The organism is Jutongia huaianensis (genome assembly GCF_014384985.1).
In the GTDB taxonomy this organism is placed as follows: Bacteria; Bacillota; Clostridia; order Lachnospirales; family Lachnospiraceae; genus Jutongia; species Jutongia huaianensis.
The window spans coordinates 1-16,519 of the sequence record NZ_JACRSX010000007.1 but is presented as its reverse complement, the minus strand read 5'-3'; the positions used below and the strand labels follow the sequence as shown (position 1 = coordinate 16,519).

The 16,519-nt window shown below is 44.8% G+C and carries 12 protein-coding genes, 2 tRNA genes and 1 other RNA gene; all 15 read left to right on the top strand.

Going from position 1 to position 16,519, the window contains the following annotated elements:
- The first annotated feature begins 66 nt into the window (after nucleotides 1-66).
- Complete coding sequence (gene trpC / locus H8704_RS07090) at nucleotides 67-855, top strand: indole-3-glycerol phosphate synthase TrpC (RefSeq protein WP_249297801.1); 789 nt, start codon at nucleotides 67-69, stop codon at nucleotides 853-855.
- A 58-nt stretch (nucleotides 856-913) separates the two neighbouring features.
- Nucleotides 914-2,101, top strand: coding sequence for a tryptophan synthase subunit beta (gene trpB / locus H8704_RS07085; RefSeq protein WP_022464943.1), 1,188 nt, complete (start codon nucleotides 914-916; stop codon nucleotides 2,099-2,101).
- A complete protein-coding gene (gene trpA / locus H8704_RS07080) occupies nucleotides 2,094-2,876 on the top strand; it encodes a tryptophan synthase subunit alpha (RefSeq protein ID WP_022464942.1) in 783 nt (260 codons plus the stop codon). The genes trpB and trpA overlap by 8 nt, the downstream gene beginning before the upstream one ends.
- Nucleotides 2,877-3,041: 165 nt before the next feature.
- Complete coding sequence (locus tag H8704_RS07075; RefSeq protein WP_249297800.1) at nucleotides 3,042-4,103, top strand: GGDEF domain-containing protein; 1,062 nt, start codon at nucleotides 3,042-3,044, stop codon at nucleotides 4,101-4,103.
- Between the two features lie 38 nt (nucleotides 4,104-4,141).
- Nucleotides 4,142-6,055, top strand: a complete 1,914-nt coding sequence (locus tag H8704_RS07070) for an EAL domain-containing protein (protein ID WP_249297799.1) — start codon at nucleotides 4,142-4,144, stop codon at nucleotides 6,053-6,055.
- Entirely contained in the window at nucleotides 6,055-7,971 is a 1,917-nt protein-coding gene (locus tag H8704_RS07065) for an EAL domain-containing protein (RefSeq protein ID WP_249297798.1), read from the top strand. The genes H8704_RS07070 and H8704_RS07065 overlap by 1 nt, the downstream gene beginning before the upstream one ends.
- 67 nt (nucleotides 7,972-8,038) lie before the next feature.
- Nucleotides 8,039-9,535, top strand: a complete 1,497-nt coding sequence (locus H8704_RS07060) for a rhamnulokinase (RefSeq protein ID WP_249297797.1) — start codon at nucleotides 8,039-8,041, stop codon at nucleotides 9,533-9,535.
- Nucleotides 9,536-9,811: 276 nt separating this feature from the next.
- A complete protein-coding gene (locus H8704_RS07055; protein ID WP_249297796.1) occupies nucleotides 9,812-12,775 on the top strand; it encodes an insulinase family protein in 2,964 nt (987 codons plus the stop codon).
- 15 nt (nucleotides 12,776-12,790) lie between these two features.
- On the top strand, nucleotides 12,791-13,708 hold the full coding sequence (era, locus tag H8704_RS07050) for a GTPase Era (protein WP_249297795.1): 918 nt from the start codon (nucleotides 12,791-12,793) through the stop codon (nucleotides 13,706-13,708).
- Between the two features lie 4 nt (nucleotides 13,709-13,712).
- Nucleotides 13,713-14,402, top strand: coding sequence for a leucine-rich repeat protein (locus H8704_RS07045; protein WP_249297794.1), 690 nt, complete (start codon nucleotides 13,713-13,715; stop codon nucleotides 14,400-14,402).
- A gap of 167 nt (nucleotides 14,403-14,569) precedes the next feature.
- The gene (locus tag H8704_RS07040; RefSeq protein WP_249297793.1) at nucleotides 14,570-14,776 is read left to right on the top strand and encodes a hypothetical protein; all 207 of its coding nucleotides are present in this window, start codon (nucleotides 14,570-14,572) and stop codon (nucleotides 14,774-14,776) included.
- On the top strand, nucleotides 14,712-15,458 hold the full coding sequence (gene recO / locus H8704_RS07035; protein ID WP_249297792.1) for a DNA repair protein RecO: 747 nt from the start codon (nucleotides 14,712-14,714) through the stop codon (nucleotides 15,456-15,458). Before H8704_RS07040 ends, recO begins: the two co-directional genes overlap by 65 nt.
- Nucleotides 15,459-15,535: 77 nt before the next feature.
- A non-coding RNA gene (gene ssrS, locus H8704_RS07030) (6S RNA) lies at nucleotides 15,536-15,713 on the top strand.
- 200 nt (nucleotides 15,714-15,913) lie between these two features.
- Nucleotides 15,914-15,999: transfer RNA gene (locus tag H8704_RS07025), tRNA-Ser, on the top strand.
- 100 nt (nucleotides 16,000-16,099) lie between these two features.
- Nucleotides 16,100-16,188 (top strand) — tRNA-Ser (locus tag H8704_RS07020).
- The last annotated feature ends 331 nt before the right edge of the window (nucleotides 16,189-16,519 follow it).

Below are 16,519 nucleotides of genomic sequence, written 5' to 3'. Positions count from 1 at the left end.
TATAAGTGGTATATATTGTGCCGACAGTCCGTAGTTTGTGGACTGGGAAGGGAATATAAGATTATTATGACGATATTAAATGAGATTGCGACAAAAACAAAAGAGCGTGTCGCGCAGTTGAAGCGGGAGAAGCCTTTGGAGCAGATCAGGGAAAAGTCTCAGGCTATGGAATGTGACACGGGTTTTCCTTTTGAAAAAGCTATTGCAGCTTCCGGACTCTCCTTTATCTGCGAGGTGAAAAAGGCATCTCCCTCCAAAGGAGTGATCGCAGAGGAGTTTCCATATGTAGAGATTGCCAGAGATTATGAGAAGGGCGGTGCACGCGCGATATCTGTACTGACAGAGCCATACTGGTTTCAAGGCAGTGATAATTATCTGAAGGAAATTCGAAAGGCTGTCGGTCTTCCGATCATCCGAAAAGACTTTGTGGTAGATGAATATATGATTTATGAGGCAAAGCTTATGGGAGCGGATGCGGTTCTTTTGATCTGTGCCATCCTGACTGATGAGGAATTAAAACGGTTTTTTGATATTGCCGATGGATTGGGACTGACAGCGCTTGTAGAAGCACACGATCAGGAAGAAGTAAATCGCGCTTTAACTATAGGGGCGCGGTTGATCGGTGTCAATAACCGTGATCTTCATACTTTTACGATTGACATTAACAACAGTATCCGCTATCGTCAGAGTGTGCCGGAGGATGTACTTTTTGTATCGGAGAGCGGGATCAAAACAAAGGAAGATATCCGGCAGCTTATGGAGCACAATGTCAATGGCGTGCTGATCGGGGAGACGATGATGCGTGCAGATGACAGAGTGGCAGCGGTAAAGGAATTTATCGGTTATGCAGAGTAATACAAATGATACCGGTGATAAAACGGTATGAAATATATAAAGAAATGGAGAATAAATTATGAGTCAGAAAGGAAGATATGGTATCCACGGCGGACAATATATTCCGGAGACCTTGATGAACGAGATCAAGAAGCTGGAGGATGCCTATGAGTTTTATAAAAAGGATGAGAAGTTTAATCAGGAATTAAACACGCTGTTAAAAGAGTATGCTGGACGCCCTTCGCTGCTTTATTATGCGGAGAAGATGACGAAGGATCTGGGAGGAGCCAAGATCTATTTCAAGAGAGAAGATCTGAATCACACCGGTTCCCATAAGATCAACAACGTTCTGGGGCAGGCGCTTCTTGCAAAGAAGATGGGCAAGACACGGATTATTGCAGAGACCGGTGCCGGACAGCACGGTGTTGCGACTGCAACTGCAGCAGCACTTCTGGGGCTGGAATGTGAGATCTATATGGGAAAGGAGGATACAATCCGCCAGGCACTCAATGTTTATCGTATGGAGCTTCTGGGTGCGAAGGTACACGCAGTGGAGAGTGGCACTATGACATTAAAGGATGCGGTCAACGAATGTATGCGTGAGTGGACCAGCCGTGTCGATGATACTCTTTATGTGCTTGGATCGGTTATGGGACCTCATCCGTTCCCAATGATCGTCCGGGATTTTCAGAGTGTGATCAGCCGGGAGGCGAGAGCACAGATCCTGGAGAAGGAAGGAAGGCTTCCGGATGTGGTTATGGCGTGCGTCGGCGGTGGCAGCAATGCCATGGGAATGTTTTATGAGTTTATCAAGGATGAAGGTGTTCAGCTGATCGGCTGCGAGGCGGCAGGTCTCGGTGTGGACACGGACAGAACGGCAGCAACCATGGCAACCGGTACAGAAGGCGTATTCCATGGGATGAAGTCTTATTTCTGTCAGGATGAGTACGGACAGATCGCACCGGTATATTCTATCTCGGCCGGACTGGATTATCCGGGGGTAGGTCCGGAGCATGCTTATCTCAAGGATATTGGCAGAGCACAGTATGTCCCGGTAACAGATGAGGAGGCTGTGCAGGCATTTGAATATATTGCCAGAGAGGAAGGCATTATCGCAGCCATCGAGAGCTCTCATGCAGTAGCTCATGTGATGAAGCTTGCACCGACTATGAGAAAAGATCAGATCATTATCTGCTGTCTGTCAGGACGTGGAGACAAGGATGTGGCAGCAATCGCAAGATACAGGGGGGTTGATTTACATGACTAGAATTCATAACGCATTTGATGGCAAAAAGGCATTTATCGGATTTGTAACGGCAGGAGATCCGAGTCTTGACAAAACAGAAGAGTTTGTACTGCAGATGGAAAAAGCGGGGGCAGGACTGGTAGAGCTTGGTATTCCGTTCTCAGATCCCATCGCAGAGGGACCGGTGATCCAGGAGGCGAACATCCGGGCACTCAAGGCGGGCTGCACCACCGATAAGCTGTTTGATATGGTGGCACACCTTCGTCAGAAGACGCAGATTCCACTGGTATTTCTGGCATATCTCAATACTTTGTTTAAGTATGGCTATGAGAAATTTTGTTCCAGATGCGAGGAAGTCGGGATTGATGGCGTGATCATTCCGGATATGCCATTTGAGGAGAAGGGAGAGCTGGCGGATATTGCAGCAGCTCATAATGTGGATATCATTTCCCTGATCGCCCCGACCTCCGATGACCGGATTCAGATGATCGCCAGGGAAGCTACGGGATTTATTTATGTGGTTTCCTCTATGGGAGTAACCGGAGTGCGCAGCGAGATCACCACAGATGTAGGCAAGATTGTTGGTTTGATCAAAGAGGTGACAGATACACCGACAGCCGTTGGATTTGGTATCAACACCGCAGAGCAGGTGCATAAGTACAGTTCCATTGCGGACGGAGCCATTGTGGGAAGCGCTATTGTAAAGATTGTTGCCAGATACGGCGGGGATGCAGGCTCCCATATTTATGACTATGTCCATGAAATGGTGGAAGGACTGGCCGACCAGACAAAATAAATATTTCAAAAGCGGCTGAAAGACAGTCGCTTTTTTGCTTTTCTTTTTCCGGGAAGGATGATATAATCATATCAATAAGGTTTTATTTTGAGAAGGTAAAACAAGGGGAAGGCGTAAAGTACAAAATCACATATTAACAGCAGAAAGGATAAAAAGGTAAACAATATGTGGCAAAAGCTATTTTATTACCCCATTGCAGCAGCGTCAGAAAGAGTGACATTTATTTCTGTGATTGCTGGACTTATGGTGTTTATTGTTGTGCTTTGTGCGGGAATTGCATTTTTTGGTATTCAGTTTAAAAAAATCTACGAGGAAAAGGAACGATATGATCTGATCGCAGCACAAAAGGAAAGTATCTGGCTGGATTATACGTTTTCTCCCCAGCATCTCGTTGTGACCGGGGCGATCGGGCAGTTCACAGGATTTGATATGCTGGATTTTATGGGCGTAGAGGTTTACGATATCTATAACTGGGTCAATGAGGAGGCAACACCGGTCCGGTCAGCAATACGCAGCTTTTTTGACAGTGGAGAGAAATACTTCAAAACAGATCTGCTGCTTCGCAGACTGGATGATACATATGCGTGGTATGCCGTGACGGGCACTCTGGTAAAGCATGAAAAGAACCGGAAAAATAAACGATTTGTAGTCCGTATGGAAAATATTGATTCCCAGATGACTCAGGAGAAGGAACTCACCGAGATGGCAGAAAATGATCTTCTGACCGGTATTTTAAACAAAAAGACTATGGAGAGCAGAGTTTCTGCACAGCTGGAGCACCGTATGAGAAGCGAGAATCTGGTATTTTTTATGATCGATCTGGATAATTTCAAGGAAGTCAATGACAATCTGGGTCACGCATATGGAGACCGTGTCCTGACCGACACTGCAGAAAAGATCAAGGAAATCTTTCCTGCCAATGCATTGATCGGACGTCTTGGTGGTGATGAATTTGCGGTATTTGCGGGTTTCGATGCGTTTGATCTGGAAAACCTCACAGAATATATGAGCAAGAAAGGGCAGCAGCTCTGCCAGAGTCTCAAGGCAAAATATGCTAACGGGGACAATGAGGTAGAGGTTTCTGCAAGTATTGGCATTGCATCTGCACCGACAGACGGAGAGGATTTTATGTCTATTTATCAGAAAGCGGATAAGGCATTATATCTGTCGAAGCGTTCCGGAAAAGACAGATACAATCTGTTCCAGCACAGTGCGGCAGATGAGTAACGTTACATTATTAACCTGATTTTAGAATGGAGGAGCACATGACGAGCGAGTATGCCTATGAAGTGATCGCAGCGATCTTTTTGATTGTGGTCATGGTCAGCTACAAAAAGAAAAACTGGCTGGATCTGTATATGAACCGCTGCTTTGACCAGTTGTTGAAGGCAGGTGTGCTTTTTACCGTTGCGGATATCGTGATCAATATACTGCGGGAGTTTGTGTTCCCGGAGAGCATCTTTATTCGCAATCTGGATTCTGTGATTCCGAGGATCGCTATGCTCTGGTTATCTGTTTATTATTTTCAGTACTGGCATGCACTCAGTGGACACCGGATCATTTTGAAAAGTATCCGTAACATGGAATTGGTGCTGCCGGCGCTTATCGTAACGATCCTTGACATTACCAGCCCTGTTACACATTTTATATTTTATTATGATGCACAGGGGATTTATCACAGGGGTTCTTTACATAATTTAATTATTTTAGTGATCAATATTTACTTTGCAGGAGCATGTCTGATGGCGTTTCGGAATCGTACCGATTCATGGATGCGCAGAGGGTTTGTATGTGTGATATTGTGTGTGATGTATGATATTACAATTGCGTTGCAGTTGGTCATTTTAAAAAATGGATATCTGCTGTCTTTCTTTGCAACCGGATTTATGATCTTTGTATGTTATATGCTTTACCAGAATCTGGACCGGTATTCAGACCGGATCAGCGGAGGATTTTCCAGAGCAGGATTTCGGAAGGTTATTCAGGAAAAATTCAAATATCGTCAGAGATTTAGCTGTCTTTTTATCACGATCCAGAATTTTCAGAATATTCTGAGTATTTGTGAAGAGGACGAATTAACCGGTGTTATGGGAGAGATTGGCGAGATTTTGCGCAAGTATGGAGGCAGACAGAATCAGTTTCACATCCATGGATCTGATTTTGCTGTTTTGCAGCAGAAGGAAAACGAAAGTGTTCAGTTGTATGAAATGGTTTCGCAGATTCTTCCGGGAACTGTCCGGATCAATAATAAAAGTATTCCAATCAGCTATGGTTTTTATATGCTGACTCTGGAGGAAGCTGCATATGACCAGTCAGAGTTTTATAAGATGGTTGCCAGCATGAAAAAAATGCTCAAGGATCAGCTTCATGACAGACAGCTTCTCCGATATGAAGGGGAGGTGCGGCGCAATATTGATCTGGAGCTTCAGATCGGCCGTATGTTAAAAAAGATCATGCAGGACAAACGCTGTGATATCTGCATTTCTCCGATCATTGACAACCATACCGGACAGAGACATGCGATTGAGGCAAAAATCTACATGCTGCGGGAAAATGGAAAGACGATTCCGGAGGGAGCAATCTGGGCTGTTGCTAAGGAAATGGGATATGTCCGGGAACTGGGGCGCATTACGCTGGAAAGCGCCCTGGAGCTGGCTCAGAAGGAGAGGATCTTAGAGCATGGTTTTAAAAAGCTGATCGTAAATGTGACACCGCTTCATATCAGTTCCGAAACGGTACTGCGTGAATACAGATTTCTGGCAAAGAAATATGAATTTCCTCTGAATCGTCTTTGTCTGGAAATGACAGAGGATATGAGTGTGCCGTTTGAGCGTCTCGAGAAATATATAAATGACCTGATCAGTGAGGGTGTGACGGTTGTTCTGGATCGATATGGTGATAATGTATGTAATCTGCAGGGGATTATGAAAATGCCGTTCCGTGTAGTAAAGATCAGCGAGAAGATGGTAGAAAGATATTGCTCCGGCGAGAGCGATGTTTTAAAATATCAGATCAATATGCTCCATGATAATGGATGGAATATTTGTCTGGAGGGGATTGACAACCAGCAGCGTTATGACAAAGTAAGAGACCTCGGAGATATTTCATATCTTCAGGGGCGGTATTATTCCGGGATTCTGACTCCGGAGAGGATACATTTGTACATGGAGGAAGTATAATGGCGGTACAGATACATTATGAAATTGCAGCGATGATATTTATGCTGGCTGCAACTTTGGTGTTTTCTCATCAGAGACATTTACGTGTTTATAGGAGCAGTCTGTTTTTCTGGCTTATGCTGCTGGGAGTTGCGACTGCTGTTTGTGATGTCTTTTGCGGAATCGTAATGTATCATTCTGTTCCCGGCTGGCTGGGAATTATCGTGCAGTCTGCATTTCTGATAATGTCTATGGTGTATTCTGTTATATATTCTTTGTATGCTATGGAGCTTTTGCATCGGCTGGATTATATCTATGTGCATAGAGTGTTATGGTGTATCCCCTTTGTTATCGGTATCACTGCGATTGTGACAACTCCGTTTACCGGTCTGCTTTACCATTTTGATGCAAATGGGATGTTTTATAAGAATGGATGGTATTATCTGGTCGCAGGTATATGTATTGTGTATATACTTGTTCCGTTGCTGCTGATGCAAAAAGTTTCCTTTGTGTCACGGAGGATTAAAAAATGGATCGTGGCAATTCCTGTGGCAGTTGTGATGGCAAAGATTTTTGAATATACAGTATTTCCGAACTTTTTGTTTGCTTATGCGGTGAACAGTGTCATGGTATTTTGTTGTTATCTGTTCCTTCAAAACTCGGATTATTATATGGATGAGGTTACAGGATTTTTCAAAATGCATGGTTTCGAGGAAACCGTCCGGGAAAAGATGGCATACAAGGAGGAGTGCAGTGTACTGATCATCCGTATTATCAACTATAATGCCATGACGGAGATGTACGAGGATGCCAGGCTTACCGCAATTCAGGCGGCTATGGCGGAGCTGATGCAGAAAGAGTGCGGAGACAAGGATTATTATCATATCGCTGCCTCTACCTTTGCTATTTTGCTTCCCAATGAAAAAGAAACAAAGGAAGTGCATCAGCGTTTTGTAGACGTTATGCCAAAAATCTGGACGATAGATGGAGAGGAAATTGTTCACGAATATTGTTTTTATGAAGTGAATATCTTGGATGACTGTGATTCAGTGGAGGAGCTTTTACAGCGGGTCGCCTATGCAAGATCTGATCATCCGGGGCATCATAAGGTGGGAGAGCTCATTCCTCTGACCCATGATGCTGTGAAGCCTGCAGAAGAAAAGCAGATGGTAGCGGAATTGGTAGAACAGGCAGTCATTGATAACAGCATAGAGATTTATTTCCAGCCGATCTATTCACTGGAAAAGGGGCGAGTTACATCTCTTGAGGTATTGTCCCGGTTAAAGGATAAGGATAAAAATTTCATTAACCCGGAGTTTTTCATTCATGTAGCGGAGGAAAACAGAGACATTATTGCTCTGGGAGAGCAGATTTATCGTAAGGCATGTATCTTTGCAAAGCAGAATCATATTTTTGATATGGGGATTGATGACATTAATATCAATCTGTCGCCGGTACAATGCTGCTACGAGGAGCTGGCACAGGATCTGATCCGTATTGCCGGAGAGTATGATATCCCGATGTCCAGAATGCATCTGGAGATTACCGAGAGCGGGATCATGGATAAGGAAGAGATCCGGGAGACACTGGAAACACTTCGTTCTTCCGGAGCAAAGATTGCTCTGGATGATTTTGGAACCGGTTATTCCAATGTCAGCAGCATTGTGAGCCTGCCGGTGGATTATGTAAAGATTGATAAAAGTCTTGTCTGGTCTTATGGCAGAGGAGAAAACAAATATCTGGACCAGCTTGTACCGATGATCCATGCGGAAGGCAAACGGATCATATCAGAAGGAATCGAAACACAGGAACATATTGATATCTTTAAAAGACTGCAGGGAGATTTTCTGCAGGGATATTTCTATTCCAAGCCATTGCCGGAACGGGAATTTTTACAGTATCTGCGAAAGGCCAATGGATATCCGGCTGATTTATGAAAAAAGGATGATTGCTGCAAGATGGCAGCGTATAACATACACATAAAGGATAATACGGAGGAAGGATATGGACACGATTAATGTATTGGCGTTTGATCTGGGAGCCAGCAGTGGCAGAGGAATGCTGGCGCGTTTTGATGGTACAAAGATTACTTTAGAGGAGGTTCACCGTTTTCCACATAACTTTTCCGTTTTGAACGGACGGGCATACTGGAATATCGTCTCTCTTTATGAGGAGATGAAGGAGGGAATGCGTCTTTGTAAGGAGCCGCTCTCCGGTGTTGGTTTTGATACATGGGGGGTTGACTGTGGGATGATTGATGCACAGGGAAATCTTCTCGGTATGCCGGGAAGCTACCGTGATGCGGCACTGGATCAGGAAAATATGGATTCAGTTCTGGCATCCTTTGTACCGGAGGAGAAGGACCACGACAAGGCGGTACAGGAAGGAGAACGCTACGCATTTTCCCAGACCGGAATTGCCAGCCTGGCATATAATACATTATATAAGCTGTGTTATCAGCAAAAGGCAATGCCGGAGCAGATGAAGGCAGCCGATAAGATTCTGTTTATGCCAAATCTGATCGAGTATCTGTTTTCCGGAGTGGTACACAGTGAGTATTCCATTGCATCCACCTCGCAGCTTCTCGATATGAAAGAAAAGAAATGGGCAGTTGAGCTGATGGAGAAAGCAGGAATCGCTCCGTCTCTGCTGGCACCTCTGGACTATGCCGGAAAGGATCTGGGTCCGCTCAGACCGGAAATAGCCAGAGAGGTAGGTCAGGAGAAGCTCCATATTTTGTCTGTATCAGGACATGATACGGCATGCGCTGTTGCCGCGGTACCTGCCAGAGAGGAAGAATTCACCTTTTTATCCAGCGGAACATGGTCTCTGATGGGTATTTCATCCAAGACCATGCTAGAGGGAGAACAGGTTATTCGCGACAAAATTTCCAACGAAGGGACCTGGGATGGTGGATACCGTCCGACTGTTAATATTATAGGTCTCTGGCTCAATCAGGAGCTGCGTCGCAGCTTCCGGAGAGAGGGGAAGGAGTACAGCTTTGCCCGGATGAATGAAATGGCGGCGGCGGAAAAACCGCTGCAGAGCTTTATCCGCCCGGACGATTTTATGCAGCCGGGGGATTATCCGGAGAAAATCCGGGCATATTGTGCAAAGACAGGACAGCCGGTACCGCAAACGGATGGTGCCTTGATCCGTTGTGTGCTGGAGAGTCTCGCAATGCGTTACCGACAGGTATATCAGAGCCTGAAGCCGTATATTACATGGGAAGAAAAGCTTTACATTGTGGGCGGCGGGGCGCAAAATCAGGTGCTTAACCAGTTTACGGCCAATGCGTTAGGGATTCCGGTGATCACAGGTGCCAGCGAAGCAACCGCTGTTGGCAATATTATGGAACAGCTTTATGCGCTGGGAGCATACCGGACCAGAGAAGAAAAATGCAATATTCTGGCAGCATCCTTTGATACCGCAGAATATCTGCCGCAGGATACTGCTGTGTGGGATGAGGCATATCGGCGTTTTGAACAATTATATCAATAAGATCAAAAGATGCCGGGGAGGCATTGTGTGATAACAGGACAGCAGGGATTCCGGTCAAAGACTCTGCTGTCTTTTTTGAGTGTATAGGAAAATGCTCGTAGCGTAGAGGGAAGCCAACGAGAATTGCGAAGCAATTCTTGGAGGGCAAAACGCTGGTTTTGCCCTTTTTGATGTAAAAATCTTTTCGGACAGGGTTTTACTTTTTGACAGATATTGGGTATAGTATATAAAGAGAAATTTTGTAATACAGAGCAATCGACGGAGGTTAGTTATTTTATGGCATCAAAGATTAAAAGCATACAAGAAGTAAAAATACCGGACACATATACACTGGAGCAGTCAGCAGTGATTCCGGAGATCGACAGCTTTGCGCTGGCACTCCGGCACAAGAAAAGCGGGGCGAGAGTTCTTTTTCTGAGTAATGAGGATAACAATAAAGTATTTTCCATTGGCTTTCGTACTCCACCCAGGGATGCGACCGGTGTACCACATATTATAGAGCATACCGTGCTCTGTGGTTCCAGGGAGTTTCCGGCGAAGGATCCTTTTGTTGAGCTGGTAAAAGGCTCTTTGAACACATATCTCAACGCCACAACCTATCCGGATAAGACATTATATCCGGTAGCAAGCTGCAATGATAAGGACTTTCAGAATCTGATGCATGTTTATATGGATGCGGTTTTTTATCCGAATATTTATGAGCATGAGGAAATCTTCAAGCAGGAGGGCTGGCATTACGAGCTGAACTCGCCGGAGGAGCCGGTGACTTATAACGGTGTTGTATTTAATGAGATGAAGGGTGCATTCTCCTCTGCGGATGGAAAGCTGGAGCGTTTTGTGATGAACGGACTGTTCCCGGACAATACCTACGGCAATGAATCCGGAGGAGATCCTGCCAATATCCCGGATCTTACCTACGAGGAGTATCTGGATTTCCACCGTCGTTATTATCATCCGGTCAACAGTTATATTTATTTATACGGAGATATGGACATTGAGGAGAGACTGGAATGGATGGATCAGCATTATCTGAGGGATTTTCCTGCGATCGAGCTGGATTCTTCCATTCCGCTGCAGAAGCCGTTTACCCGGATGAAGAAGCTGGAGACAGAGTATGCGGTTTCTGAAAATGAGGACAGCGACGAAAAGACATATTATGCTTTTGCAGCGGCGATGGACGTCACTCTTGATGTGAAGGTGTGCAAAGCATTTGAGATTATGGCGTATGTTCTGGCAGAGATGCCGGGAGCACCCCTCAAGCAGGCACTTCTTGATGCCGGAATCGGTACGGATATTGATGTGGATTTCTGTGATATTCTGCGCCAGAGCTATTTCGCTCTGACCACGCAGAATGCCAAAGCGGGAGACAGACAGCGCTTTTATGATACTATCCATAGTACCCTGCAGGAACAGGTGAAGCAGGGACTGGATCAAAAGGCATTAGAGGCAGCGATCAACGCCATGGAATTTAAAGAAAGGGAAGCGGATTACGGAATGTTCCCGAAGGGGCTGATCTATGGTCTGAATACTATGAAAACATGGCTTTATGATGATAAGATGCCGTATGATGCACTTTGTTTCCAGGATACCTACGAATTCTTGAGAACACAGTTAGGAACAGGCTACTACGAGAATCTGATCGAGAAGTACCTGTTAAATAATCCCCATGCTGTTCTGGTGGAAATGAAACCGAAAAAAGGTCTGGCTGCTGAGGCAGAGCAGAAGGAAAAGGATCGTCTGGCCGCCTATAAGGCATCTCTGTCAGAGGAGGAGATCCGTCAGTTGATTGAGGATACCCAAGCGCTTAAGGCATATCAGGAGGAGCCGTCTCCGAAGGAAGTACTGGAGAAGATTCCGATGCTCTCCAGAGAAGATATTGACAAAAAAATTGCGCCAATTTATAACAAAGAGGTGAAGCTGTGTGATATTCCGGTAATGCATCACGACATTCATACAAATGATATTGTCTATCTTGATCTGCTGTTTGATGTAGATGACTGCCGGGAATATATGCCTCAGATGAGCTTTTTAAAGACACTGCTCGGCTATATGGATACCGCGTCCCACAGCTACAGCAGTCTGGATACCGAGATTAATTTCCACACCGGTGGCATCGGCGCCGATGTAAATTTCTATCGTCTGTATGGCGAGGAGGATGCCTGCAGAGTTCGTTTTGAGATGAGTACCAAGGTGCTTCGCAGCAAGCTTTCTGAGGCATTGGAGCTTATGGCAGAGATTATGTTTACCACGAGCTTTGCCGATGAAAAACACCTTCGCGAGGTTGTAGCGGAGGCGCGTTCCCGCAAAAAGATGAGTCTGATGTCTGCGGGACATCAGGCGGCAATGCTTCGGGCGATGTCTCATTTATCAGAGGTAGACTGGCTGACAGAGCAATATGGCGGTTACGGTTATTATCAGTATCTGGCGTTGCTTGATGATCATTTTGATAAGGAAAAGGAGAAACTGCAGAAGGGATGTCTGGCATTACTGCACAAAATCTTTCAGCGTGCCAATATGACCATTTCCTGTACAGCAGACCAGCATGGGCTTGAGACATTAGATCAGGAGCTGCCGTCATTTCTTGCAAAGCTGGAGCAGTTTGAAAAGAAAGCGGATATTGACCGGCCTGATGATGTAATGACAGCGTTTACGAGAGAAGCCGGGCAGAAAAACGAAGCGATCATGACACCGGCAGAGGTGCAGTATGTGGCACTGGCTGGAAAATGCAGTGATATGTCCGGCATCAAAAAAGGAGTATTAGATGTAGTACGTCATTTATTAAACTTTGGATATCTCTGGAATGAGGTTCGTGTCAAGGGAGGAGCATATGGCGTTTCCTGCCAGTTGATCCGGAATGGAGAGGGTTTCTTTACATCATACCGGGATCCAGGGCTGGAAAGTACTCTGGAGGCATACCGCAAAGCGGCATCTTATCTGAAATCCTTTGAGACGGAGGAAAGAGAACTGTTAAAAACGATTATCGGTACCGTTAGCGGATTAGATACTCCGAAACCGCCGGCATCCCGAGGAAAACGCTCCATGGGAATTTATCTGTCACAGATTCCGCCGGAAATCCTCCAGCAGGAAAGAGATCAGGTACTGGCTTGCTCGCAGGAGGACATCCGTGCGGCAGCAGCCATGGTTGAGGCGATTGCAGAGAATGGCAATATCTGTGTCATAGGAAACGAAAATCATATAAAAGAACAAAAGCAGCTTTTTGATGAGTTAATGACTTTATAGTACAAGGAGAAAAATATGGCTAAAAAACAAGAATTTCGATCCGGTTTTGTGACATTGATCGGTCGTCCCAACGTAGGAAAATCCACCCTGATGAATCGAATGATCGGACAGAAGATTGCGATCACATCCAACAAACCACAGACGACCCGAAACAGAATTCAGACGGTGTATACAGATGAGAGAGGACAGATTATCTTTCTTGACACACCGGGAATCCATAAGGCAAAAAATAAGCTGGGAGAATATATGGTATCTGTGGCGGAACGTACCCTTCGGGAGGTAGATCTGATCCTCTGGCTCGTGGAGCCTACAACCTTCATTGGAGCGGGAGAGCGTCATATTGCGGAGCAGCTCAAAAATGTCAAAACACCGGTATTTCTGGTGATCAATAAGATTGATACTGTAGCAAAGGCGGAAATCCTTACATTTATTGATGCCTATAAGGAAATTGCAGACTTTGCAGAGATCATTCCGGTATCTGCCTTAAAGGGAGAAAATACCGACGAGCTTTTAGAGTCTATGTTCCGTTATCTGGAGGCAGGACCTCAGTATTATGATGAGGACACCATTACAGATCAGCCGGAGCGACAGATTGTTTCGGAGCTGATCCGGGAGAAGGCGTTGCGTAATCTCAATGATGAGATTCCTCATGGAGTGGCTGTGGCTATTGACCGTATGAAGGAACGGCCGGGAGGAACGCTCATTGATATTGATGCAACGATTGTCTGCGAGCGCAATTCCCACAAGGGAATCATTATTGGCAAGCAGGGTTCCATGCTCAAAAAGATCGGAACAGATGCCCGCAGAGATATTGAGGCGCTTTTGGATTGTAAGGTAAACCTGAAATTATGGGTTAAGGTAAAAAAGGATTGGAGAGACAGCGATTTCCTGATCAAGAATTTTGGTTATCGATCCGAGGGACAGGAGGAATAACGATATGAAAAAGATAAAAAGCATTTTAACAGCAGGAAGTATTGCGGGAGTTATTTTGGCAGTGATGGCAGTGGTGAATCTGACTAATATGCCACAAAACTCTATGGCGGCGGTGACCGCGACGCCGGCTGCATCAGCAACGGTCACACCGAGAACGACAGCAGTGGCATCGTCCTCGGCATCGCCAAATCCATCGGCTACGGTATCTGCATCGGCAACTCCGACTGCTTCTCCGACAGAGGAACCGGCAATGTCCGTAATGAATGCCCCGGTAGAACAGAAAATCACCAAAAAAGGACTGATCTATGAATATACGGCGACATATGCTCATTTGATCGGATGTACCAACAGTGCAAAACAGAAGAAGTCAATTCATATTCCGGCTAAAATCTGTGTGCAGGATATTTATTATGATGTGACGATGATTGATTATGAGGCATTTAAGGGATGTAAAAAGCTCAAAAATGTTACGGTTGGACGATATGTGAAACAGATTCGATATGGGGCGTTTATGGGAGATTCCAAGCTCAAAAGAGTTACATTTCAGGGAAAGAAACTAAAAAATGTAGGCGATGATGCGTTTTACAGGACATCCTCCGGCATCCGTTTTGTTATGCCAAAGGCAGTCAAGACAAAGTATCAGACACTTTTGAAGGATGGAAATCCCCGCCGGGCTGTTTATCAGGCGAAATAATCTGATACCATAAGCTTCCAGTATATTCATTAGAGAAAAAGCCATTCTAAGAGTAGGCAGATATATGACATCATGTGCGGAAAGGGAAAGAGGATCTTTAGAGCTTTTTGCCGAAACGCTGCGGAGTTGTGATATCATGCCATATCACGGGCAAAGGAGAATGGACGATGGAATTACAGGATCGATGGAATCAATTTGCAGCCAGTGGCAGGGTGGAGGACTATTTAAGTTATCGCAACGCAGAATACAACAAGACATTAGAACATAATCCGGATCAGGATAAAGCAGAAGAAAAAGCAGGGACATATTATGGCGGCAGAGCTGGTAGAAGTAACAGGGATGGTATTAGCAGCATCTCCGGTAAAAGAATATGACAAAAGAATAGAGTTGCTGACCAGAGAGCGGGGACGGATCTCGGCTTTTGTGACGGGAGCACGGAAGATTAACAGTAAAGTATCGGCATGTGCGATCCCGTTTACTTTCGGCACATATTATCTATATGAAGGAAGATCATCCTATAATGTGCAGTCTGCCCATATCCAGAAGTTTTTTTCTGAGATTGCAGATGATTTTGATATATTGTGTTATGCATCTTATTTCGCAGAGCTGGCGAGATATTTTACCAGAGAAAATGTAGAAGCACCGCAGGAGCTGCTTCTTCTTTATGTAGCATGCAGTGCTCTGACCAAAGGACAGGTATCCCTGCCACTGGTGCGAACGATTTATGAGATGCGTATGATGCAGATTCAGGGAGAAGCACTGGAGCTGTTTCAGTGCCTGGACTGTGGAAAGAAAGATGATTTAAAAGTATATTTTTCCAGAGGAGGTTTTTTGTGCAGGGAATGTGCGGCAAGACTGATCTCATCCGGCAGGGAAAAAGGTTACACTCTTAGTGGAGATGCAGTATATGCGTTGCAGTTTATTTTGACAACATCATTAAGCAAGCTATTTAGTTTCCGGGTTTCTGATGCGGTAGAAAAAGAACTGGCCGACTTTATGAAACATTATCTGGAACATTACATTCATCATACCTTCCAGTCCCTTGTTTTTCTATAAGAGATTTAATATGGAAAAAATACTTTACACAAAGTGTTGTATTTTGAGATGAAATTGAGTATACTATCTATAAAAGAAATCACCTGGGGTGTACGATACTCCTGATATTTTGAACCTACACTTTTGAACAGGGATTCCTATATCTATATATGGATGCCACGCCTCTATTACCGGGGACGGCAGAAGTATATGTGCGGTGACCCACCTAGCATATGCTAGGACTCAAAATTCAGGAACCGGCATTTTGGGCTTCTTTGACAGCAAGAGGATCATTTTATATGGTCCTCTTTTCGTTATGGAGAATAAGATGGGAGATCAGGGATAAATACAGCAGAAGGGATATTTTGAAAAAACGTTAAAAAAAATTAAAAAAACACTTGACGGGGACTGCGTCGGATGTTATACTTGTCAAGCAGCGTTTGAGAGAGACAAGCAAACGCCACAAAAGAATATGTGGAGAGGTATCGAAGTGGTCATAACGAGGCGGTCTTGAAAACCGTTTGTCCGCAAGGGCGCGTGGGTTCGAATCCCACCCTCTCCGTTAATATTGCCCGGAGTCGGATTGACACCGTGCAATTTTTTTCTGACAAAGATAGTGTCAGGAATGATCAGATACTACAATATGTGTATTGAATCAGCCTGGAGAAGTACCCAAGAGGCTGAAGGGGCTCCCCTGGAAAGGGAGTAGGTCGTTAATAGCGGCGCGAGGGTTCAAATCCCTCCTTCTCCGTTACACAGTGAGTTATATCATACTGTGTTTTTTTACGCTCAAAAGTCGTTGATGACATAGAGGAGTTTTAATTTCCGGACAGGAAATCTTTTCTGCAAAACGGTTGGAAAACGAGAGTTTGTAGAAAAATAAAAAAACTTAAAAAAAAGTGTTGACAACTTCGGAAAAGCGTGATAATATATATCTCGCTGACGCAGAAAAGAGTCAGTAAGAAACAAGCGGGAACGCTTGAGAGAAGCTTGATAATTGAACAGTAAAACAACCCTGAAAATTCTAAATAAAAGATGTAGATCACATCTTAAAAAAGATATTTCAGAAGACAAAAAGATTT